The organism is Streptomyces sp. NBC_00690 (assembly GCF_036226685.1).
GTDB lineage: Bacteria > Actinomycetota > Actinomycetes > Streptomycetales > Streptomycetaceae > Streptomyces.
In genome coordinates this window covers 4,559,738-4,581,088 of record NZ_CP109009.1, presented here as the reverse complement: position 1 = coordinate 4,581,088, position 21,351 = coordinate 4,559,738, and the positions used below count along the sequence as shown (strand labels likewise).

18 protein-coding genes are annotated in these 21,351 nt (G+C 69.2%); 6 read left to right on the top strand and 12 right to left on the bottom strand.

What is annotated here, in order from left to right; translation table 11 throughout:
* Nucleotides 1-170: 170 nt before the first annotated feature.
* From OID54_RS20055 to OID54_RS20045, 3 genes are all read right to left on the bottom strand, one after another.
* Nucleotides 171-833 carry a TetR/AcrR family transcriptional regulator gene (locus OID54_RS20055; protein WP_329021431.1) on the bottom strand — a complete coding sequence of 221 codons (663 nt, stop codon included), beginning with the start codon at nt 831-833 and terminating at the stop codon, nt 171-173.
* 70 nt (nt 834-903) lie between these two features.
* Entirely contained in the window at nt 904-1,353 is a 450-nt protein-coding gene (locus tag OID54_RS20050; protein WP_329021430.1) for a hypothetical protein, read from the bottom strand.
* A 142-nt stretch (nt 1,354-1,495) separates the two neighbouring features.
* On the bottom strand, nt 1,496-2,587 hold the full coding sequence (locus OID54_RS20045) for a DUF6745 domain-containing protein (protein ID WP_329021429.1): 1,092 nt from the start codon (nt 2,585-2,587) through the stop codon (nt 1,496-1,498).
* A 344-nt stretch (nt 2,588-2,931) separates the two neighbouring features.
* Here OID54_RS20045 and OID54_RS20040 point away from each other — a divergent pair, with 344 nt between their 5' ends.
* Nucleotides 2,932-3,078, top strand: a complete 147-nt coding sequence (locus OID54_RS20040; protein WP_329021428.1) for a hypothetical protein — start codon at nt 2,932-2,934, stop codon at nt 3,076-3,078.
* Nucleotides 3,079-3,113: 35 nt separating this feature from the next.
* Here the strand turns inward: OID54_RS20040 and OID54_RS20035 are convergent, their stop codons facing one another.
* On the bottom strand, nt 3,114-4,121 hold the full coding sequence (locus tag OID54_RS20035) for a ferric reductase-like transmembrane domain-containing protein (RefSeq protein ID WP_329027653.1): 1,008 nt from the start codon (nt 4,119-4,121) through the stop codon (nt 3,114-3,116).
* A gap of 211 nt (nt 4,122-4,332) precedes the next feature.
* On the opposite strand from OID54_RS20035, the gene OID54_RS20030 reads away from it, so the two are divergent.
* Both OID54_RS20030 and OID54_RS20025 read left to right on the top strand, forming a co-directional pair.
* Nucleotides 4,333-5,067, top strand: coding sequence for a hypothetical protein (locus OID54_RS20030; protein ID WP_329021427.1), 735 nt, complete (start codon nt 4,333-4,335; stop codon nt 5,065-5,067).
* Nucleotides 5,068-5,136: 69 nt separating this feature from the next.
* The gene (locus OID54_RS20025; RefSeq protein WP_329021426.1) at nt 5,137-5,742 is read left to right on the top strand and encodes a sigma-70 family RNA polymerase sigma factor; all 606 of its coding nucleotides are present in this window, start codon (nt 5,137-5,139) and stop codon (nt 5,740-5,742) included.
* Between the two features lie 233 nt (nt 5,743-5,975).
* Here OID54_RS20025 and OID54_RS20020 read toward each other — a convergent pair whose 3' ends face one another.
* Genes OID54_RS20020 through OID54_RS20010 form a run of 3 tightly spaced genes read right to left on the bottom strand, consistent with a single transcriptional unit; the run spans nt 5,976 to nt 9,275 of the window.
* On the bottom strand, nt 5,976-7,235 hold the full coding sequence (locus OID54_RS20020) for an ATP-grasp domain-containing protein (protein ID WP_329021425.1): 1,260 nt from the start codon (nt 7,233-7,235) through the stop codon (nt 5,976-5,978).
* The gene (locus tag OID54_RS20015) at nt 7,232-8,464 is read right to left on the bottom strand and encodes a pyridoxal-phosphate dependent enzyme (RefSeq protein WP_329021424.1); all 1,233 of its coding nucleotides are present in this window, start codon (nt 8,462-8,464) and stop codon (nt 7,232-7,234) included. The genes OID54_RS20020 and OID54_RS20015 overlap by 4 nt, the downstream gene beginning before the upstream one ends.
* Before the next feature lie 34 nt (nt 8,465-8,498).
* Nucleotides 8,499-9,275, bottom strand: a complete 777-nt coding sequence (locus tag OID54_RS20010) for a class I SAM-dependent methyltransferase (protein ID WP_329021423.1) — start codon at nt 9,273-9,275, stop codon at nt 8,499-8,501.
* A gap of 255 nt (nt 9,276-9,530) precedes the next feature.
* Here OID54_RS20010 and OID54_RS20005 point away from each other — a divergent pair, with 255 nt between their 5' ends.
* Nucleotides 9,531-11,777 (top strand): MMPL family transporter, encoded by a 2,247-nt coding sequence (locus tag OID54_RS20005; protein ID WP_443055784.1) that lies wholly within the window; start codon nt 9,531-9,533, stop codon nt 11,775-11,777.
* An 84-nt stretch (nt 11,778-11,861) separates the two neighbouring features.
* Here the strand turns inward: OID54_RS20005 and OID54_RS20000 are convergent, their stop codons facing one another.
* Nucleotides 11,862-12,794 (bottom strand): NAD(P)-dependent oxidoreductase, encoded by a 933-nt coding sequence (locus OID54_RS20000; protein ID WP_329021420.1) that lies wholly within the window; start codon nt 12,792-12,794, stop codon nt 11,862-11,864.
* Nucleotides 12,787-13,689: an NAD(P)-dependent oxidoreductase gene (locus tag OID54_RS19995; protein ID WP_329021419.1), complete on the bottom strand. Its 903-nt coding sequence runs from the start codon at nt 13,687-13,689 to the stop codon at nt 12,787-12,789. The genes OID54_RS20000 and OID54_RS19995 overlap by 8 nt, the downstream gene beginning before the upstream one ends.
* 227 nt (nt 13,690-13,916) lie before the next feature.
* Between OID54_RS19995 and OID54_RS19990 the strand changes: the two genes are divergently transcribed.
* Nucleotides 13,917-17,093 carry a BTAD domain-containing putative transcriptional regulator gene (locus OID54_RS19990; RefSeq protein WP_329021418.1) on the top strand — a complete coding sequence of 1,059 codons (3,177 nt, stop codon included), beginning with the start codon at nt 13,917-13,919 and terminating at the stop codon, nt 17,091-17,093.
* Nucleotides 17,090-17,290: a DUF397 domain-containing protein gene (locus OID54_RS19985; protein WP_329021417.1), complete on the top strand. Its 201-nt coding sequence runs from the start codon at nt 17,090-17,092 to the stop codon at nt 17,288-17,290. Before OID54_RS19990 ends, OID54_RS19985 begins: the two co-directional genes overlap by 4 nt.
* A gap of 120 nt (nt 17,291-17,410) precedes the next feature.
* Here OID54_RS19985 and OID54_RS19980 read toward each other — a convergent pair whose 3' ends face one another.
* The 3 genes from OID54_RS19980 to OID54_RS19970 form a co-directional block, all read right to left on the bottom strand.
* On the bottom strand, nt 17,411-18,775 hold the full coding sequence (locus OID54_RS19980; RefSeq protein ID WP_329021416.1) for an FG-GAP and VCBS repeat-containing protein: 1,365 nt from the start codon (nt 18,773-18,775) through the stop codon (nt 17,411-17,413).
* Between the two features lie 178 nt (nt 18,776-18,953).
* On the bottom strand, nt 18,954-19,841 hold the full coding sequence (locus tag OID54_RS19975; RefSeq protein WP_329021415.1) for a glycosyltransferase family 2 protein: 888 nt from the start codon (nt 19,839-19,841) through the stop codon (nt 18,954-18,956).
* A 19-nt stretch (nt 19,842-19,860) separates the two neighbouring features.
* Entirely contained in the window at nt 19,861-21,222 is a 1,362-nt protein-coding gene (locus OID54_RS19970) for a tetratricopeptide repeat protein (RefSeq protein WP_329021414.1), read from the bottom strand.
* Between the last annotated feature and the right edge of the window lie 129 nt (nt 21,223-21,351).

Sequence of the window (21,351 nt, the reverse complement as noted above, 5' to 3'; positions counted from 1 at the left end):
ACCAGACGTTGAGAAAAGGTCACGACAGGACCTCGGGACGAGTACGGGAGGGATGCGGGAGGGCCCCGGGCAGCACGGAGGCCCACTACAGGGGTCTGTAGCGGGCCTCGATGGCGAAGGGGAACCAGGCCGCGGACGGTAGACGACGGACCGCGGACACGAGACGGAGCTCAGTTCTTGGTGTCGGGCCGTTCGCCCGATGTCTCGCCCGGATCGATCAGCGCCCGGAGCACCGGCACCGCCAACCGCAGCACGTCCTCCAGGTCCGCCCCGTCCAGGTCCGGCATCCGCAGCAGATGGCGATGGGTGGCGATGCCCATCATCATCGCGCCGATCAGGGCCGCACGGAGGCGGGAGTCCGGATCGTCGATTTGCGCCGCGATCGGGTCGATCGCCTGCGCGGTCACGCGCTCCCGCAGCAGTTCAGCGGCGTCCTCGCTGGTCAGACTGGTGCGCAGCAGTGCGGTCATCGGACTGTTGGGGTCCTTGGACCAGGCACCCAGCATGGTGCGTAGATAGTTCTCGACCGACTGCCCGGGGTCATCGGTGGTCAGCTCGGCCACCGGGATCTCCCAGTCGACGGTCTCCCGGAACAGTTCCTGCTTGGTGCCGAAGTACTGGATGACGGACGCCTTGTCGACGCCCGCCTGTTCGGCGATGGCCCGGATGGTGGCGCGCTCATAGCCGACCTCGGCGAACCGTCGACGGGCCGCCTGGAGGATGCGTCGCCGGGTGCGTTCGCCCTTGCTCTCTCCCGCCCGGGCGGGCACCGGCCCGTCGGTGGGGCTCTGCGACGCATCGGCGCTGGTCACACCGGTCTCCTCACGGTCCACGAACACACCTGTACTCCGGCCGAATGCTACAAGCGCCGCCTGTTCGGCTCGGTCGGCGATCAACCGGCGATCAGTCCGCGATCAGTCGGCTGGTGCCTCCGGCCCTGCGGTCACCGCGCTCGCGTTGGCGCCGGACCACGTACTTTCCGGGAGCGATGCCCGTAGCGCCGTGTTCGGGGTGGATGAGGTAGGCGACGGCCGTGGTCTCCAGCATGCCGATCGCCAGACCCCGCTCGTCCCTGATCTGGGAGGTCCACCGGCAGGTGCCGGGATCGGCCGTGAGGGTGTGCGGATTGCCGCCACCCGCGCTGCGCAGCAGTTCGATCCCGGTCCTTGGCACGTCCCGCCAGGTGATCCAGGAGTGTTCGGCCACGCTCGCCTCGACGAGAGCGTACGGAACGACGATCAGGTCGCCCTGGGCCTGGAGGCCGACGACGACGGGGATGGTGATCTCTCGTTCCAGATGGCCGAGGACATCGAGACCGGTGCGTGCGGTGAGTTCGGCGAGGGTCATGGTCATGTGCATCACCTTGGGTGTGTGGGTCAGTGGGTGTGGGGATCGGTGGGGGGCAGGCAACGGCCCGACGCAGCCCGACGGCTCGCGAACCGGGTGTCGTTGACGGCTCGCGAGGACGTCGCAGTGGTACACCAGCGGGCGGGCGTCAGGTGCGTCGTGCGAGTTGGGCGTACTGGGCCCCGGTGAGCCCGTACGACCAGCCCGCCGCGGCCACCGGATCGTCGAAGTAGGACGGCACGCCGAGTCCGTAGCGCCGTTGTCGACCATCGGGTTCCACCGAACCGTTGACGGCCAGCAGCACGCGCGAACGTCCCCAGACCTCGGGCGGTGCGTCGTAGAGCTGGAGTTGGGCGCCCGGGTTGCCCGGGTCGGGTGCGGTGGCGACCAACCGCAGCCCGGCCTGTTCGATGTAGTCGTCCCAGCCGAGGCGCTCGATGGCCGAGCGGCGGACCTCGATGCTGCGCGCACCGTGGATCAGCTCGACGGTGGGCCCGGTGATCACCCATTGCGGCACCACCGTGCCGTGGAGTACGTGGATGCCGGTGCCGTCCGCGAACCGTAGGGCGGGGCCGTCGTCGTGGTGGAGGCGTTGTTCACCGCGGGCACTGTTGGGCAGGGCTTCGAGGTGGATGCCGGTGGGGCGTTCCGCCATCACGCACAGCCCGGCGCGGGGCCACCACCATCCGGTGGACATGGCCAGATCCGTCCAGAGCGCCAGTTCGGCGGCGTCGTCGGGGAGGTAGACCGTGTGGCCGGCCCGCGCGTGCAGTGCGAAGCGGGCGACCCAGTGGGCGTCGTGCTGTCCGTGCCAGTTCAGTCCGGGGGTGCTGCCGGTGGGCGGCAGTAGGGCCATGCGCAAGGGCGCGCGGATCGAGGTGTGCACGGTGGTGCGCAGCGCTTCCCATTCGGCTCGGAAGGACCAGCGGGGGAGGATGCGCGCCTCCAGCCGTTCGCGGAGGTCGGCTTGGAGTGAGGCGAGACGGTTGGCGACCGGCGGGCGGCTGTCAGTGGTGGACGTCCGAGCCGTGTGTGCGGCGGGGGTGGACGGGTCGTCCCGGCGCCGGGGCAGGAGGGGGAGCGCCGCGGTGGGGGACGGCACCCAGACGAATCGCGGCGGTGGTGCGTCGATGAGGCGGTAGAGGGCGGTCACGGCCGCCTCTGCGCGGGGGCGGTCGGACGGCTGGGTGGAGACTCCGTGCGCGAGCCATTCCCGGCACAGGGTGTCGACGAGCGTCAAACGTTCTTCTGGGGTGAGGGGCGGCCGGTGCGGGCCGCGGGTCCGGGTGACGGACGGGGGTCGGGACATCGTCCCGTGGGCATGTGACACGGCGCTCACCGGAGGGTGGCGGTGTCCGCCTTTCCATGGGTCATGGGAGGGATCGTGGCAGCCCGGTCGGCGATCCGCAAGACTGTTCTACGGCTCCGTGGGGCGAACGGCAGGTGGCACACCGGCCGTCGCTCGTTGTGAGCGGCGGATGGGCACACCCACTGTCGCCCGGTGTCAGCCGGTGTGAGTCACTGGCGGGAGAGAAGCCGACCGGACGAGGTCGAGTCGAGGCAGTGGGAGAAGGTGGCAAGGGCATGGCAGCGTCCGAAGCGGCGGTTTCGCCTCTGATGTACGTCGCTCCGGTCTTGGCGATCGGAGTGATCGTCATGTTGTGGGCCTGGGCCAAGCGTTGGCGGCGGAAGGCGATGGCGGCGCAGCGGGAGAACGACTCGCTCAGCTGAGGCCGTCGTGCCGCGATCGGGTCTGCTCGGCTCGGTCAGTCGTGGTTGTGCGTCGATGTGGTGTCCGCGGGGGGTTCGGCGCGCCCGCCGTCCCGTCCGGTGATCACCACCGCGAGCAGCACGACGACCACCGCGACCGCAGCCGCCCGCCCCGCGAACCGTAGGCTCCAGCCGGTCGCCGACCCCTTGCGGTCCCCGAGGCCGCGGAGCCGCTCCGAGCGACGGGCCGGGCGGAGCAGTCGCATCAGGAAGAGTGCGGCGATGGGGAGTTGCAGCAGCCAGATCGTGGTGCGGAACCAGCCGTCGTACCAGACGTTCGTGCCGTAGAGCAGGGTGTGCCACACGCTCAGGACGTAGACGACCAGGACGAATCGGTGCATGACCCGCCAGGTCTTGGGGCCGATCCGGTGCCGGACGTAGAAGAGCAGGCCGAGCGGGATGGCGAGGTAGAGGGCTCCTTGGCCCACCGGGATCGCGATCCGGCCGGTGCCCGAGTCATAGCCGCCGGGTACGAACACCTCGACGAAGGCCGTACCCATGGCGCCGAGCAGGCCGTCCTTGTTGTGATTGACCAACTCTGCCCCGAACAACAGGGCGTGGGCGAAGATCAGGGCGATGGTGTTGAGGCTCGTGGTGCGGTGGAGTCGTTCCAGGGTGGGTGCGGAGAGGGGCAGTCGCCCTGGGCGGGGGCCGGACAGGAGTAGTCCGAGTACGACCGTCCCCCACGCCCAGAGCAACGCGGACCAGCCGAACGCCTGGCTGAGGAAGTACATCCAGAAGGCGCCCGCATCGGCCATGAACGGCATGACCGTCACCGTGGACGACGTCTTCGCCTCGATGCGTGCGTAGAGGATCGCGAAGACTGCGGCGGTGACGACCAGGGCGATCACACCGTCGACGAGACCGGCTCGGAGGTCGGAACGCAGGGTCACCGGTGCCGGGCGGCTGCGGTCGGCCGCACCGCTCGTCCGCCGGTCCGGCTCCTCGGGGTGGGATTCCGCTGGGGGAGCAGCATGTTCCGCACCTGCCTCGTTCGCCTGCATGCGCTGGGCTCCGCTCTCGTGGGCTGCTCGTCGGCTGCTCGTCGGCTGGTTTTCGCTGGAGCAGTCGGTGGTGCGCACGGAAAAGTTCCCCACCCGCGCATGTGACGTGCATCACTCGATATCGGTGTCCGGGTAAACCCATTGATCGTCCGATGTATCCGCATCGGTTGGGCTTCCCCGAGGCCCGGGGGGCACTGGCACGATGACCGCCATGGCAGCCGGACGCCTCCTCCGCCTCACACACACCGCGGTGCTGGCCGCTGTGTGCGTCGTGGTGTCCGGGCTCGGCCACGATCTGTCGTCCGGTGTCCCACCCTCCGTGGCCGGATATGCGTTAGCCCTGCCCCCGGTGTGCGCGGCGGCCTGGTGGCTGACCGGCAAGGCGCGCGGGGCAGCGTTCGTGATGGGCGCGAGCGCGGCCGGGCAGGCGTTCCTGCATGTGCTGTTCGGGATGGTGTCCCACGGCGGCGGGGGTCGGGGAGCCGACCACGGGCCTTCGAATGCGGTTGCCCATCACGCGGGGCACGGCTCGATGCACCCCGCCCACCACGGACCCGGTATGGCGCACCACACAGGCCATGGGGGATCCGCCCTCCCGGTCGAGCAGCCGCCCCATGGGCCGCTCTCGATGGAACTGGACTTCCTGAGCCGAGCTTTGGAGGGTTCGGCGCTGACGGGCGGGATGGCCCTGGCGCACTTGTTCGCCGGGGCCGTGTTCGGCTGGTGGTTGTGGCGCGGGGAACGGGCCCTGGTCCAACTCGCCTTCGCTCTCTCCCTGTTCGGCGCCCGCGGGCTGCGGTTCCTCCGGGCCGCGCTGTTGGGCGTACGACCCCCGCCCCCGCTGCCGCCCGCACACCCGGCCGACCGCCGCCCGATCCAGCTATCGGTCTCGGTGGAACTGCTGCGCACGCTCCCCCGGCGCGGTCCACCGCTCCTTCCGTCCTGAACTCGTCACCTCAACACCCTTACGGGCGCCACCTGTGCGGTTCCGCCCGGACGTGAAGGACGTTTTGTCATGCTTTCTCAATATCCTCGAACGGATAGCGCTGCCCTGAACCGGGACGCGGAGATCACTCGTTGGGCCCTGGCAGCGGGCCAAGGCGACCGTGAGGCCGCCGAACTCTTCGTCCAGGCCACCTATGACGACGTACGCCGGTTCGTCGCCCATCTCACGGCGGACGGGCGGGCGGCGGAGGACCTCACCCAGGAGACCTTCGAGCGGGCGCTGCCCAGTCTGCCGAGATTCGCCGGGCGGGCCTGTGCGCGCTCCTGGCTCCTCGCAATCGCCCGACGCGTGGTCGTCGACCGCTACCGCAGGGCTGCCGCACGACCCCGGATCGCGGACACCGACGACTGGCTCGGCGCCGCCGACCGTGCCCAACCGCGCCATCTGCCCGGCTTCGAGGAGTCGGTGGCGTTCAGGGATGCCCTGCGTGTGCTGGAGCCGGGCAGACGGCAGGCGTTCGTCCTGACGCGCTTACTCGGTCTGTCGTACGTCGAGGCCGCTGATCTGCTGGGCTGCCCGGTGGGGACCATACGGTCACGGGTGGCGCGAGCCCGTCGCGATCTGGCCCGGGTGTGGCTAGAGCAGCCAGGACCGGCCGTCCTGGCTGCGGCGTAGGAGATGCGCCGACAGGGGTGAGCCACCCCACCGGTTTCCTGCCGGATGACCTGTCTGACCAGGAGCGTCAGGCTGCGTCAGCCAGGCCCTCAGGGGGCGGCACTCGAAGACCTTCGCGAGTGCCGCCCCCCTCGGTCGTCCTCGACCCGACCCGGTCGGTGCGGCACCCGCGAGGGAGGAGTGCACGGATGCCGCAACCGCCCATCCGGCCAGCGTCTTTCCGGAGAAGGATGCTAGGGACCGAGGACCGTCTTCAGTACCGCGCGGACCGTCGTCGCGGCGCTCCACGCCCGGTGTTGTGCCAGTTCGGCCGTGGGCGCCTCGGCCAGCACCATGCCCGTGCAGCCGCGCTGGTCCGCCACGCTGGGCACCTCGTCGCCCGGCACGCGCACCGGGTACCACCGTGGTGGGCCGGGAAACGTCCGCAGTCCGTCCAGCCCGCTGAAGCCCTCCACCACACCGGGTCGGTCGGCGTAGACCAGGACGAAGGCGACCGCAGGGCCGGGCCGTGGCCCAGGCAGTGTGTCCATCAGCTTCGGCCGACGGCCCAACACCGCATCGACCAGTGCCTCATAGACATTGGTGCCCAGCGCGAGACAGAGAGCCTCACCGATCAGTGCGCCCCCGATGCGGCGGTTGATCTCCACGAGTTCCGGCCCCTGCGCGGTCTGGACGAACTCGATGTGCGCAAAGCCCTCCCGGTGTCCGACCGCGGCGAGCACGGCCGCCATCCGCTGTTCGACGGCGGCGAGCTCTGCGGTGGGTAGCGCCACGGGGAAGGCCGCGGCCTCCTCCCGGACGGCGGGAGTGCGCGAGGTGTGCCGGCTGGTGACACCGAGCAGCCGGGTTTCTCCGTCCCAGCTCAGGGTCTCCGCGCTGTACAGGGGCCCGGCGAGATACGGCTCGGCGAACAGTTCGCCGCGCAGCTCCATGGCGCCCGCCGCCACCAACGCCGCCCGTAGTTCCTGCTCGTCGTGGGCGATCCAGACGCCCCGCGACGAGGTGCCGGCGGAGTCCTTCAGCACCACGGGCGGCACGAGCGCCGGACACAGCGCGGCAAGGCCCGTCCGCCCGGCGCGGGCGGCGGCGATGACGGCATCGGGCACGGCGGTCGACGAACCGCGGCTCAATCCGACCCGGTGCAGTGCCTCCCGGACCCGGGCCTTGTTCCTCAGCAGCCGTACCGATGCCGGATCTGGCCCGGGGAGCCCCAGTTCGGCGGCGAGGTCGGCGGCCGGCACGCTCCAGGTATCCGTCGTGTTGATCAGCCCGGCGAGGTCGGGCAGTGCGGTCAGGACCTTGCGCACAGCATCCAGGTCGGTGGTGTCGACATCCACCACATCGAGTGCGGCGCCATCGGGGAGCGCGGTCAACTCATGGTGGTAGTAGCCGCGGTCTCCGGTGAGCAGACAGAGCCGGTGACCGGCGGCCGTGGCGGCCTCCACCGTTCTGGCCAGGCCGAAGGAGAGCGATTCGAGCGAGGCGATCGTCATCGTGCGTCCCCCGCGGTCCACAGGGTCTTCTCGGCCGTCCACGGGGCACCCGACCGGGTGCCCGCCGAGGTGGGTTTCGGTGCAGACCCATGGGGGTCGTGGGTCACCTGGGCACCAGACGGCGCCGGCCTGCCCGCCCATTCCATGACCGACCACGGCGGACGCAGTTGCTCCAGCGAGTCGATGCGTTCGGGTCGTAGCCCGGCCGGGTCCTGCGCCTCCTCATGGCGCCCGAAGACCCGTTCCGTATAGCGGTGGCCGGTGTCCGCGCCGAGCACCAGATATGTGGTGTTCCGCTCCTGTGCCTCTTCCCAACGCGCCACCAGGTGCGCGGCTCCGGTGGAGAGCCCGGCGAAGACCGCATGGCGACGCAGGAGTTCCACCGTGCCCGCCATCGCATGACGGAAGTCCAACCAGTGCACGGTGTCGTACAGCTCGTGCCGTACGTTCCCGAACGGGATGGAACTCCCGATCCCGGCGATGATCGCCTCGGGGTCGCTGAACCCCTCGCTGCCGAAGGTGACACTGCCGAAGGGCTGTACGCCCACCAGCCGTACGGTCCGCCCCCGCTCACGAAGTGCCGTGGTCAGCCCACCCGTGGAGGCACCGGTGCCGACCGCGCCGACGACCGTCAGATGCCCGTTCGGCAGTGCGGCGGACGCCCGCTGCGCGAACTCGCGATAGCCGGTGTGGTGCACGCCGTCGTGGTACTGCCGCATCCAGTGGACATCCGGCCGCCGCGCCAACAGGGCGTGCACCCGCCGCACCCGCCGTTCCTGGTCCAGTCGCAGGCTCTGCGACGGCGGCATCTGCTCCACCGTGGCCCCGAGCACTTCGAGTTGTGCGCGCATCACGGTGTCCACGGTCGTGGACGCCACGATGTGGCAGTGCAGTCCGTACCGGTGGCACGCCATCGCGAGCGCCAGGGCGTAGATCCCGCTGGAGCTGTCCACCAGGGTCTGGCCCGGTGTGATCCGCCCGGACTCCAGCAGGGCGCGCACCGCTCCGAGGGCCGCGTACACCTTCATGGTCTCGAAGCGCGCCAGGACGATCGATCCCGAGAGGCGGATGAACGCGGCGGATTTGAGTGCGTCCGTGATGTGCGCGTGCACTGGTACGGAGTCGAGCGGGACTGATTCGAGCGGTACGGCTGCGTCCGTCGCGACTGGGCCCGCATCGGCTGCGTCCGGCGGGGCCGGTCGGGGGATCGCCGGTGTCGTGGGGGGCATGCGGATGGGACCTCCTGGCTGTGAGTGTGGGGGGTCAGCGGGGGCGCTTGCCTTGGACGATCAGCCGACGGGCGCGTTGGTCGTAGGGCCCGCCGTCGAAGTCACCGAACACCTCCACCTCGGTGAATGCGGCTTCCCGGAAGTGCTGGTGCAGTTCGGCGGCGCTGTAGAGGGTGCAGTGGATGGACGCGGTGCGGGCGCGCTCTCCGCGGACGAGGGTCCAGTCGGTCCGCAGTCGCCGCCAGTCGTCGAGGACGGTGTCGCGCTGGACGACGTACGAGCCGTCCGGGAGGTCCACGACCTGGGGGCGTCCTATCCAGCCCGCGAGGACCTCCTTGCCCATGACGTCCACCAGCAGTCGCCCGCCGGGGGCGAGACTGCGCCGGGCGTTGTGCAGCACTCGCAGGTTGTCGGCCGGGTCGGCGAAGTAGCCGAAGGAGGTGAACAGGCTGAGGACGAGGTCGTACCCATCGGGTTCGACGTAGTCGAGCATGTCGGCCCTGACCAGCCGCACCGCGGCACCCGCCCGATCCACGGCCTCGCACGCCCTGGCCAGCATGGCGGCGCTGAGGTCGACACCGGTGACCTCGTAGCCGCGCTCGGCGAGCGGCCCCAGGAACAGTCCCGGACCGCAGCACAGATCCAGTACCCGGGTGCCGGGTGGATGGTCGAGCAGGGTGGATTCCCGTACGAGGGTGGCGGCGGACCGGCCGCGGTCCGGGGAGAACATGGCGGGCGCGAAGTCCACCCAGAGGGAGTCATCTCCGTACCACTCCCGGGCCGTGGCTCCTTGGCAGTCCGTACTCGTCATCGCATCGACCTCCCTGAGCGGAACGCATCACCCCAGTGGTCGTGCGATCACCGCCAGGAGTTCCCGACCACCCGCACAGCCGAAGTTCCCGACCCGTGAACGGCCTCGGCGATCCGCCGTCCGGCCCTTCGCACGTCACCCGTTCCCCCGCCCCGACGTGCCCCGCGCCAAGGACCGATCTTGAATGCGGAGTGTCCAAGGTGGTTTCTGTTGCGGACGCGCGAGCGTCGCCCCGGGCCGGGAGTACGCATGTCGATGCCGCACAGCCCCGACCGCGCGACCCCCACCGTGCACAAGGGCGTACTGCGTCGCGTCGGCGAGTGGTGCGCGCACCACGCCGTGGTGGTGATCGTGCTGTGGGTCGCGGCCCTCGCCGGGCTCCAGGTGCTCCACCACAGCTACGGCGGCGACTACTCGGACGACTTCTCGCTCCCCGGCACCCAGTCGCAGGACGGCGTCGACGTCCTCCAGGAGCACGAGCCGCAGGCCGGCGGATACAGCTCGCAGATCGTGCTGCACGACGAAGACCGGCCGCTGACCGCCGTGAGCAGCCAGATCGGCACGGTGGTGGCGAGCCTGTCGAAGCTGCCGGACGTGCTGTCCGCGCAGAATCCGCTGGCCGTACCGTCCACGGGCAGTGTCGGCCCCCTGTCGACCGACGGGAAGACCGCGTACATCACCATCCGCTTTGACGTGCAGCCGTCCACCCTGGGCGATTCCTATCTGCACGGGGTCGACTCCGCCGTTCAGCCGCTGCGGTCGGCGGGCGTCGATGTCGAGTACGGCGGGCCGCTCGGGGAACTCGCCCGTCCCGAACCCAACGACCGACTCAGCGAGGCCATCGGCTTCGGGGTGGCGATCGTCGTCCTGCTCATCGGGTTCGGCAGTGTGATCGCCGCCGCACTCCCGCTGGTCACCGCGTTGATCTGCGCCGTCTGCGGGTTGGCGCTGTTGGGACTGCTCGCCGCGACGACCACCTTCGCGACCGTCTCCCCCACCCTCGCCACCATGATCGGTATCGGGGTGGGCATCGACTACGCGTTGTTCCTGGTCACCCGGCACCGACAGAACCTGATGAACGGCGAGAATCCCGTCACCGCGGCCGGGATGGCCGCGGCGACCAGCGGCCATGCGGTGCTGCTCTCCGGCTGCACCGTGATCATCGCCCTGTCGGGGTTGTGGGTCTCCGGCATCAGCTTCATCGGCAAACTGGGACTGGCGGCGGCCGTCACCGTCGTCACCGCCGTGATCGGCGCGCTCACGCTCGTACCGGCGATCCTGGGCCTCGTCGGACGACACATCGACAAACTGCGCGTCCGCAGGCCCATCGCCGAAACGGACGCCGAGCCGGGCGAGCCGGCCCGCGGCGGCTGGCACCGGTACGCCCAGCGGGTGGAACGCCGGCCCTGGTGGTTCCTGACGGGCGGTGTGGTGCTGCTGCTGATCCTGTCGTTCCCCGTGTTCTTCATCCAACTCGGCCACATCGGCGACGGCGCCGACCCCAAGTCGTTCACGGACCGGCGCGCCTTCGATCTGATGTCGTCCGCCTTCGGCCCGGGCTCGAACGGCCCGCTGACGCTGGTGGTGGACCAGTCGGACGTGCCCCAGTCGGACCGGGCCGCGCTGGCGAGCCAACTGCAGAAGTCGCTGACGGGGGTGAAGGACGCAGCCACGATCACACCGCTCCAACCCACCGCGGACGGTGACGTACTGATCGGCACGGCCTACTCGGTCGCGGCACCGCAGGACGAGAAGACGACGGAGTTGACCAACCGGCTGGAGAGCGACGCCCTTCCGGCCGGGGTGTCGGGCACGGACGCCCAGACCTATGTGACCGGTACGACCGCGGCCCAGGTCGACTTCCTCGACATCGTCTCGGCCCGCCTCCCGCTGATCATCGCGGTCGTCGTGGGACTCGCGTTCCTGGTCATCCTGGTCGTCTTCCGAGGACTGTTGGTCGCGCTGAAGGCCGCGGTGCTCAATGTGCTGTCGATCGCCGCCTCCTACGGGGTGGTCGTGGCGGTGTTCCAGTGGGGTTGGGGCGGCCCGGCGCTGGGCGTCTCGGGCGATGTGCCCATCGAGAGCTATGTCCCGATGATGATGTTCGCCATCGTCTTCGGGCTGAGCATGGACTACGAGATCTTCCTGCTCTCCCGCATCCATGAAGCCTGGCTGGTCACGGGCGACCCCAAGGCAAGCGTGGCCCATGCTCTGGAAATCACCGCCCGGGTCATCACCTGCGCCGCACTGATCATGGTGAGTGTGTTCGCGGCATTCATCATCAGCGACAACATCGTCGTGAAGATGCTGGGTCTGGGGCTGGCGGCGAGCGTCCTGATCGACGCCACGGTCGTACGGCTGCTGCTGGTGCCCGCGGTGATGACCCTGTTCGGCAAAGCGGCCTGGTGGACGCCGCGCTGGCTGGATCGGATCATGCCGAACCTCCATGCGGAGGGGACGACGTCGGACAGCGAACGCACCGCGGCGGACACCGGGAAGTGATCGGCGGCTCGCCGGGCTCGGGCCCTCGTCGCCGGCTACGGCACTCGTTGCTGGCCAGGTCGTGTCTTCGAAGGCGTTCGGAGCTCAATCCGCAGGTGAGGCAGGCTGGGCCCGGAGCAGTTCGAAGACGCTGGAGAAGCTGTCCTGCCCATGGCCGTCGGCCGCCCGCCGGTCAAGCAGCGCTTTCAGCGGGGCGTGCACATCGGCAGCGATGCCCCGGCTGTCACTGAGGTCGACAAGGCCGTCGACCGCGGCCCGGTTCAAGTCGATCGTGGAGACGCCTTCCGCGTACGCCCCCGACCCGGCCTCCCGTGCCAACTCGGGCAGGAACTCGGCCATGCCGTGGAGCCATCGCGCGGCGAGCGGGGCGAGGACCTGCGGCGGGGTGCCCACCGAGTCAAGCACTGCCGCCGCGTGCAGGAAACCGGCCAGAGCCGCGTATCCGACACCGAGCACGGCGAGATCGTGGATCTCTGCCGTACCGGGATCCGCGCCGAAGTGGTGCGCGGGTGCCATCACCTCCAACTCGGTCCGGTAGGTGGCGAAGGCATCAGGGGAACCGCTGTAGAGGAAGAATCCGATCGGGGTCGCAACGGTCTGGGGAAGGGCCATCATGGCGCCGTCGAGATAGCTTGCGCCGTGTCCGACGGCCCAGGCCGACAGTTCCCGGGCCCGCTCCGGGGTGCTGTTGGCGAGGTTGACCAGGGTTCGACCGCGCAGCGCGGCGGTGGCCGGGCCGAGTGCCTGCCGTACCGCGTCGTGGTCGAGAAGCGGGGCGATCACCAACGGGCTGGCGGCCACGGCTTCCGTGACGGTGTCCGCGAGAACCGCGCCGCGGGCGACGAGCGGTTCGGCCCTCGCCGTCGTGCGGTTCCACACGGTCACCGTGTACCCGGCGTCGAGGAAGGCGACGGCGATCGGTGTGCCCATCCGGCCGAGCCCGATGACCGTCACGGCCGGCCCAGTCGGCCCCCCTGTCAGCCCAGTCAACTCATTCAGCTCGGTCGGCTCAGACATTTCGCTCTCCCGTCGCGATCGTTGCCACGACACTCGCAATGCCGCTCTGGCCATGCCCGCCCGCCGCGGCCCGGTTCAGCAGTGTTTGGAACAGTTCAGGCACATCGGTGCCGATGCCCTGCGCCCTGCTGGTGTGCAGAAGGTGTTCCATCGCCGCCCGGTGCACCTCAACGGTGCCGTCGTCGTCGGGGAAGCCACCGTCCTCGATCTGACGGGCGTGATCGACCATCAGCGAGGTGACGAACGGCATGTGCCCCTTCGCGACCGCCGCGAAGGCCGTGGGGTCGACATCGGCCGCACCCACCAGCGCAACGGAGTGGTAGAAACCGGCCAACGCGCCCCACACCAGACCGAACAGGGCAGTGTCGTACACGGGGGCCAGCGTCGGGTTGCTGCCGAGGTACACGGCGTTGCCCAGGCTCGCCAACACCTGTCGCTGGGTGGCAAAGGCTTCCTGCGAGCCGCTGAAGACGAACAGCGCCTCGGGGCGGCCGACCAGTCGGGTGCCGCTCATGGCTGCGCCGTCGAGATAGCCGGCACCGTGCGCAGCAGCCCAGTCGGCCGTCCTGGTTGCGTCCTCGGGAGTGCCGGAGGTGAGGTTCACCAACACTCGGTCGCGCAGGCCGTGCACCACCGGCCCGAGCAGGTCTTGGACGGTCGCGTAGTCCGGCAGGCAGACCACGACCAGTTCGCTCGCGGCCAGCGCCGCTGCCACGCTGTCCGCCCGGACCGCCCCCTGCTCGACGAGTGCGTCGGCCTTCGCCTCGGTGCGGTTCCACACGGTCGTGGTGTGGCCGGCGCCGAGGAACGCCTGGGCGAGCCGGGTTCCCAACTGCCCCAGACCGATCACGGACACCGTGGAACGCTCGTGGTTTTCGTTCTCCAGCACGGTCATCTCTGACTCCTGGTTCCTTCTTCGGCTGACTGCACCGAGCCGGTCCTTCCGGCTGACATCACCTTCGCCGCCCGTACTGTCGGACCCCTGTCGGACCGCTGTCGGTCCGCGGACGACCGATGAAACGTCTGCGGGCGGCGTACGGGCGGTCGGTGGACGGCGTACGGACGAGCTGCGGGCGGACTGCGCACGTTCGCGCTTCCGCAGGGCCCGGCTACCGTTCCGGCATGCGCTTCTCCGTGCTCGGTCCACTCACCGTCTCCACGACGGCCGGCGATCCGGTCGACATCCCCGAGGCCAAGGTCCGCGCACTGCTGGCGGCCCTGCTCATCCATGCGGGACGGACGGTCTCGACCGACCGACTGGTGGACGACCTATGGGGCGAGCGGGTGCCCCGCAACCCGGTGGGCGCCCTCCAGACCAAGGTCTCCCGACTGCGCAGCGCCCTTGCACAGGGCGAGCCTGGCGCGGGAAGGCTGGTGGAATCGAGAGCACCGGGATATCTGCTGCGGACGGGCCCGGGCGAGGTGGACTCCCACCGTTTCATCGAGCTGACCGCAGCCGCCTATGCCATCGAGGATCCCCGGACCCGGGCGGACCTGCTGACGGATGCCCTGGCCCTATGGCGGGGTGACCCCTTCGCCGACCTGAAGGATGTCGGGTTCCTCGACGCTGCGGTCAGCAATCTGGAGGAGCAGCGGCTCACCGGGTGGGAAGCGCTCGCCGAGGCCCGGTTGGAGCTGGGCGAACACCATGCGCTCGCGGATGAGCTCGGTGAGCTGGCGCTCCGGCACCCCCTGCGGGAGCGGCTGCGCGCCGTACACATCAGGGCGCTCTACCAATCGGGCCGGCAGTCCGAAGCACTGGCCGCCTACGCCGGGGTGCGGAAGTTACTAGCCGATGAGTTGGGCGTGGATCCCGGTCCGGAGCTGGTCGCCCTCCACCAGGCGATCCTCGAACACGATGGGGCACTGGAGACGGCGGCCGTCGCCCGCAGACGGAACGAAAACGCCCTGCCGGCCCCGCTCACGGCGCTCATCGGCAGGGAAGGAGCGGTGCCAGCGATCTGCCAACTGCTCGCCGCGCACAGGCTGGTGACGCTCATCGGCCCCGGTGGGGTCGGCAAGACGCGGCTGGCCGAAGCCGTCGCCGGCCAACTCGCCGACAGCTATCCCGACGGTGTACGGATGGTCGGCCTCGCCGGTTCCCTGGAGGTGGCCGAGCAACTGAGTGCGGCCCTCGGGGTGCGTGAGGAGGGTGCGGCAGGGCTGGAGGACGCCTTGCGACCCCGCCGGATGCTGTTGCTGCTCGACAACTGCGAACACGTCATCGACTCGGCCGCGGACGTCATACGGAGAATCCTGACCGCAGCTCCCGGGCTGACCGTACTCGCCACCAGCAGGGAACCGATCGGGCTGGCCGGAGAGGCCGTGTGGACGGTGCCGCCGCTGGCACAGACCGACGCCGAGCGGCTGTTCGTCCAGCGCGCCACGGCCGCCACACCCGGATTCGCCCTGGCCGAGCACGACGCCGATGCCGTTGCGGAGATCTGCCGCCGCCTCGACCGCATCCCTCTCGCACTGGAACTGGCCGCGACCCGGGTCCGTGCACTGGGCGTTCATGAGCTGGCCGCCCGGCTGGACGACAGGTTCCGACTGCTGGCCGGTGGCCACCGCGGCACACCCGCGCGGCAACGAACACTGCGCGCGGTGATCGACTGGAGTTGGGAGCTGCTGGGCGACGACGAGCGGATCGTCCTGCGCCGGATGTCCGTCTTCGCCGACGGTTGCACCCTCGAAGCGGCCGAAGCAGTGTGCGGTGATCAACAGGACGTGCTGACCCCGCTGATCCGGCTGGTGGACCGTTCCCTGGTCACGGTGGCGGACGGGCCCCGCTATCGACTACCGGAGTCCATCGCCGCGTACGCCCTGGAACGGCTGACGGAAGCCGGCGAGTTCGAGGCGGTCGGACAACGCCACCACTGCGTCTACGCCGAACTGATCGAGCGGGCCGCGCCCCGGCTCCACGGCGCGGAACAGCGGCGCTGGCTGTCGAGCCTCGACCGGGAGAGCGCCAATCTGCGCACCGCACTGGAGTGGGCGGTGCGTCGGAAGGACACGGCCGGAGCAGCGCGCATCTCCCTCGCCTCGACCTGGTACTGGTTTCTGCGCGGCCGGCTGAGCGAGGCCGTTCGTTCGCTCGGTGAGACGCTGCGGATCACCGGGAGGGGCCAGGACAACGTACGGTCGCGAGCCGCCCTGTGGCACGCGGGCTTCGCCCTGCTGGCCGGAGGGGTCCGCAGCGAACGGGCACCCCTGCCAGCGGCGAGCGCCGACGGCGGGGCACGGGCCGTGTGGTTCCTCGGCTACGCCTCCCTCACCGCGGGGGAGGACCTGGCCCGCAGCGAGGTGCTGGTGGACCGTGCGCTGACCGACTTGATTCCGTCGGACGACCGTTGGGGCATCGCCGCCGCGCTCAGCACCCGGGCCACTCATGCGCTGCTGAGGGGTGATCTCACTGCGTCCCGGAGCAGCGCGGCGAAGGCCCACGCGATCTTCGAGGATTGCGCAGACGCCTGGGGGCGGCTTCAGACCGCGTACCCGCTGGCGGCGCTGGCCGCGATCAGTGGTGACTACGCCAGGGCCGCGCAGTTGCATGAACAGGGGCTGCATCTGGCCCAGGAGTTGGAGTTCTGGCCGGAGGCCGCGGACCGGCTCACCGGGCTCGGTCGGGTGGCCCTTCTGACGGGGGACTTCCCCCGCGCGGCCGAACTCCATCACGAGGCCATGGCTCTCGCCGCGGAACATGGCTACGCGGCCGGCGAGATCCACGGCGAGATCGGCCTTGCCCTCGGGGCCCGCAGGACGGGCGACTTCGAACTCGCCGAGACGCACCTTCGCCGGACACTCGCCTGGCATCGCGAAGTCGAGTTCGGGCCCGGCCCCGCACTCCTTCTCGCCGAACTCGGCTTCCTCGCCGAGCAGCGCGGCGATGCGACCGCGGCCCTATCCCTCCACACCCAGGGACTCGCCGTCGCCCGCGACAGTGGCGACCCGCGGGCCATCGCCCTCGCATGGGAGGGCCTCGCGGGCGCCCGTGCACTCGGCGGTGAGCCTGCGGAAGCCGCCCGGCTGCTGGGCCTGGCGGCCCGCGCACGCGCACACACCGACGCTCCGCTGCCCGAGGCAGAGCGCGGTGATGTGGACCGCATCACGGCCCGGGTCGTCGATGCGATGGGGCAGGAGGCATTCGCCGCGGAGTTCTCCATGACGTTCGCTGTGGAGTTCTCCATGACGTCCTCCGTGGGTCACTGCGTCGATGGCAACACACGCTTCGCTCGACCCGACAGAGTTACGCAAGATCAATCACAACATCGCGCGAGAACTGTGAGGTCAGAGACTTGAGCGCACCCATTCACTGGCAGAAATCGACGTTCTCAGGGGCACAGGGGGAGGATTGCGTGGAGATAGCCGAGCACGCCAACACCATCCTCATCCGTGAGAGCGAAACCCCGAGCGCGGTCATCACCACCGACCGCGACAAACTGGCCGCCTTCATCCAAGGCGTCAAGGCAGGCGAGTTCGACCACTTCCTCGACTGACGCCACCACACCGCCGTGGTCACCGGCACAGCGGTTGGTGAGCATCACCATCACGTACGGGTCGGGCGTGCCCGGTGCAGCGGGAATCGCCGCACCGGGCACGCCGCTTCGGCGGGAGCGCTACTGAACGCTTCCGTCGATCAACTCCGGGGCGATCTCGGTGATCCCCAGGGTGGAGATTCCGCTCTTGCCACCGGGCATCAGGAGCGAGGAGCTCGTGGAGCGTGCGAGGAGGTCCGCAAGGCCGTCGCCGTTCAGGTCCCGCAGTCGAACCGACGAACCAAGGTCGTCGTCCTGCCGGGCGGATCCGGGGACCCCTGCCGTGGAGCGAGTGATGAACTGCGAGCCCGTGCCGGACAATCCGCCCTTGCCGCCACGAAGCACGTGGAGGGCTCCGGCGAACGTATGGCCGCCCACGGTTTCACCATAGGCACTGAACGCAAGGTCGGAATGGCCGTCGCGGTCGATGTCGCCCGCGGAGAGCGAGGTACCGAACCGATCCATCCGGCCGGGGGTGCCCGTGATGCCTGACGTGGACTGTGTGATGCGTGTTGCGGAACCGGGCCCGCTGGCGCCGCCCTTCCACACGGTGACCGAACCGGAGTTGTTCGCGTCCCACGGATTCCCCACGGCTATGTCGCCGTAGCCGTCCTTGTCAAAGTCCGCAATGACTCCGTTGAGGCTGACATTGTTGTCGGCACCGAGCCGCTGGGACTTACCAGGAGTGATCTTCGTGCCTCCCTTGAGGAACCACGCCTCGCTGACCCGCACCTTGGGATCCGACGAGAAGCCCAGTACGACCAGGTCCGTGGCCTTGTCCTTGGTGACCGCGCCCGCCATCAGCCCGGTGTCCCACAGGGTCGGATGGTCCGGGCTCGTCACCTTTTCGCTGATCGCCTGTCGGGTGAACGTGCCCTGATAGATATGGGTCCTGCTCCGCCCGATCACGGCGAGTTCCGGTCTGCCGTCGCCGTTGAAGTCACCCGCAGCGAGCGATCCGCCGAACTCGGCGAATCGCCCCACGGCCACTTTGTTGGGAACGGTCGTACCACCGGCAAGCCCGTTCTTGGAGCCCCACAGGACGGTCACTGCGCCTTGGGCCTGGTGTTCACCGATGTCCTCGGAGGGAGCCGACACAGCAAGGTCGCCGTAGCCGTCAGCGTTGAAGTCTGCCGCTGCACGCCGCTTGCCGAACTCGTCGTCCGTCTCGCCCGTGCCGGGAACCCCTGGGCTGGACTGGCTGATCACCTGCGTCTTGGTACCGGGCCCCTTCGCGGTGCCGAAGATGACCTTCACCGCGCCACCACGCGGAGTGTTCATCGTTTCGATCGCGGCGAAATCGCGGTAGCCGTCGCCGTTGAAGTCGTCCGGGTACTTGGCCGGCTTGGTCGCGGCACTCGCCGCTCCCGCCGTCACGGCCAGCAATCCACCCGTCAGGGCGACGGAAACAGCGGTGGCAAGGGTGAGCCGAAGGTGTCTGTGCATGAACGGCTGAGTCTCCTGTGCGGTGCGGGACCCGACCAGGCCCCGGGGATTTCGAACGAGGGAGCACACGTCTTGATGCGACCAAGACCCACCACCCGAACGAATGGTTGTACGTGCCGCGCACCCTTGAGATGTCGGTCTTCCGCACGCGCGAACCCGCTCACCTCTCCCCTGGAGATCAGATGACCGGAGGACGGCCCAATCGGGTCATCCGCCACACCGTCCGCCATCGGATCGGGCGGCGCGGTGGGCAGGGAGTCCGAACTCCTTCGAAGAACCCGGCCCACCACGAGACAAGGCCAGCCAGGGGTGGTCGACGAGCCACGGTGTAGAGCGCCCACGTCGCGAGGTACACCGGAATCAGAGCGGCCGGCAGATGGCGTTTGGCCAGCCACACTCGATTCCGTCCCGTGTTCCGGTAGTAGGCGCCGTGCCGGGAGGGCTCGGTACGGGGGTGGCGTAGCAGGAGATCCGCCCGGTAGTGGATCTCCCAGCCGGCGTCCAGAGCCCGCCATGCGAAGTCGGTTTCCTCGTGCGCGTAGAAAAACCGTCCCGGGAATTCGCCGACCTCGTCGATCACGCTCATCCGAATGGCGTGCCCGCCTCCCAGGAAGGTCGTGACCTCACCCGAGCGCGTCGGATCGGAGGCACCCAGGCGGGGAACGTGCCTGCGTTGCGTCAGACCGTCCTCGTCCACGATCCGAAAGCTCACCACTCCAAGGCGTGGATTCGCGACGAAGGACTCCCGGACCAGTTCCAGGGTGTCGGTCCGAGGAAGCAGACCGTCGTCGTCCAGGACCACCACGACATCAACACCGCCGTGCTCACGAAGCCATCGAACCCCGGCGTTCCGGCCGGCGGGAATCCCCACGTTCTCCGGGAGCTCCACGCCCGTCACAGCGGCCGGAAGCTCGGGAAGCCCCGCTCCCTGGCCGAGCACCACGACCTTGGCGGGCTCTCCGTCCTGAGCCTCGACCGACTCCAGCAGGGCCAGGAGATCAGGGTTGCGATCCCCCATCGTCAGTACCACCACACCCAACGTGACGCCCATTGCACCTGATCTCATCGAAGACTCTCCGGTCTCACTAGCCTGATGGGAAGGCAAGTTCAGCGGCACGTTGTGCCAGTTCAGCCGCTCCGGGAACGCCGCGCTTCTCGTACACGACCATGGCCGAGCGCACCCGGGACACCTCTTTCCTGCTTCTGACGGAGTCCACGCCGGTCATGAGGTCCAAGGACCGATTCCACCAGATCACGGCCTCCTCGTGCCGACGCTGGGCCGCGACAGACTTCGCCAGGTTGGCCATGGTCAGACCACGAACCCGCTGATACGTCTGCGCCGTACGCCCCTCAAGGGCCGCGCGATAGTGCCGTTCGGCCGCCCTGTGGTCCTTCATCTCGGTCAAGGTCTTGCCCATGTGCGATGCGACGGTGGACGCGACAGGACCAGAAGCGGCGGCGTAGGAGGGAACAGCATCGGCAGAGGCACCCATCGCGTCCTCCGCGCTGAGTAATGCGGCAGAAGCCTTCTCCGGCATGCGATTGGCTCCATAGGCGCGGGCCGCGGTCACCAGCAACAGTGCTTCCGTCCTGCGGTCCACCCGCCCCCGGGCCCGGGCCATCGAGGCTTCGGCCAGCTCCACGCTGTGCGCCATATGGCGCAGGTCAAGAGCCTGGTGGGTGAGCGCGCGCATCATCCAGGCCGCATGGCCGTGCGGGTCAGCCTCACATGCCAGTTGGTAGCCGAGCAGGTAGAACTGTTGGGCAGCGCCTTCCCTGCCGAGATCGTGGTGTTTCCACCCGACGAGACAAGCCAACTCAGCCGCTGCGCCGAAGGCCGCTCTACGCACGGACTCCGACGGGAAGATCGCCCGGAGCATAGGCACCACTGTGTCACTCAGATAGACCGCCACGGTTGAGAGACCATGCCCTCCCCCGAGTTTGTCATCCGCGCTCCGGAACGTCTCGGTGACCGCCCGGACCGTAAAGATCTCCTCGGTCCCTACCCGGCCAACACTTCTCACCGCGCGAAGAGTGGTGGTGACAGCGTCGTGATCGTAGGCCAGGGGCAAAGACGCGGCTGCGGTGGCGAATGCGGAGTTGAGGAAGTTCCGACGACGGAGGATCACATATCTTCCAAGGTCGGCAGCAGTGGCCAGCGGGTCAGGTCCCAGATGCTCCTTGGTTCCCCCGCAACCCAGCCCGATTTCGCCCGTAGTCACCCTGCGCTTGGCCTTTCGGGTGAGGGCTTCAGCAAGATAGGCGGCCGTCTTGCCCGCTGGAGTGCCTCCTGCGACCCAGGAATGGATGGCCGACCTGGACGTGTGCAGAGGTTCCCCAGCCTCTGCCGCGACGGTTCGGACCTCCCTGGCCAGAGCCTCGTAGGTACACCCAGCCTCTTCGATGACGGCCGCCAATTGCCGGTTGGGGTTCTTGCTCGCCATCATCCGGACGCTCCCCCTGTCGCGATCTTGAACGGATTGAACAGATTGGCCACCGCCCTAAGGTACTCACTCTCCGCGCACAGTTGTTGACTATGCATAACGGCGCACCAATTGGTGCAGTCGGCGTGAGCG

Bases quoted from the DNA above. Each gene is read 5' to 3' on its own strand.
- OID54_RS20005 (WP_443055784.1), top strand. From the start codon at position 9,531: ATGCCGCACAGCCCCGACCGCGCGACCCCCACCGTGCACAAGGGCGTA.
- OID54_RS19975 (WP_329021415.1), bottom strand. From the start codon at position 19,841: ATGAGATCAGGTGCAATGGGCGTCACGTTGGGTGTGGTGGTACTGACG.
- OID54_RS19990 (WP_329021418.1), top strand. From the start codon at position 13,917: ATGCGCTTCTCCGTGCTCGGTCCACTCACCGTCTCCACGACGGCCGGC.
- OID54_RS19995 (WP_329021419.1), bottom strand. From the start codon at position 13,689: ATGACCGTGCTGGAGAACGAAAACCACGAGCGTTCCACGGTGTCCGTG.
- OID54_RS19970 (WP_329021414.1), bottom strand. From the start codon at position 21,222: ATGATGGCGAGCAAGAACCCCAACCGGCAATTGGCGGCCGTCATCGAA.
- OID54_RS20040 (WP_329021428.1), top strand. From the start codon at position 2,932: ATGGCAGCGTCCGAAGCGGCGGTTTCGCCTCTGATGTACGTCGCTCCG.
- OID54_RS20025 (WP_329021426.1), top strand. From the start codon at position 5,137: ATGCTTTCTCAATATCCTCGAACGGATAGCGCTGCCCTGAACCGGGAC.
- OID54_RS20010 (WP_329021423.1), bottom strand. From the start codon at position 9,275: ATGACGAGTACGGACTGCCAAGGAGCCACGGCCCGGGAGTGGTACGGA.
- OID54_RS20000 (WP_329021420.1), bottom strand. From the start codon at position 12,794: ATGTCTGAGCCGACCGAGCTGAATGAGTTGACTGGGCTGACAGGGGGG.
- OID54_RS20030 (WP_329021427.1), top strand. From the start codon at position 4,333: ATGGCAGCCGGACGCCTCCTCCGCCTCACACACACCGCGGTGCTGGCC.
- OID54_RS20020 (WP_329021425.1), bottom strand. From the start codon at position 7,235: ATGACGATCGCCTCGCTCGAATCGCTCTCCTTCGGCCTGGCCAGAACG.
- OID54_RS20035 (WP_329027653.1), bottom strand. From the start codon at position 4,121: ATGCAGGCGAACGAGGCAGGTGCGGAACATGCTGCTCCCCCAGCGGAA.
- OID54_RS20015 (WP_329021424.1), bottom strand. From the start codon at position 8,464: ATGCCCCCCACGACACCGGCGATCCCCCGACCGGCCCCGCCGGACGCA.
- OID54_RS20050 (WP_329021430.1), bottom strand. From the start codon at position 1,353: ATGACCATGACCCTCGCCGAACTCACCGCACGCACCGGTCTCGATGTC.
- OID54_RS19980 (WP_329021416.1), bottom strand. From the start codon at position 18,775: ATGCACAGACACCTTCGGCTCACCCTTGCCACCGCTGTTTCCGTCGCC.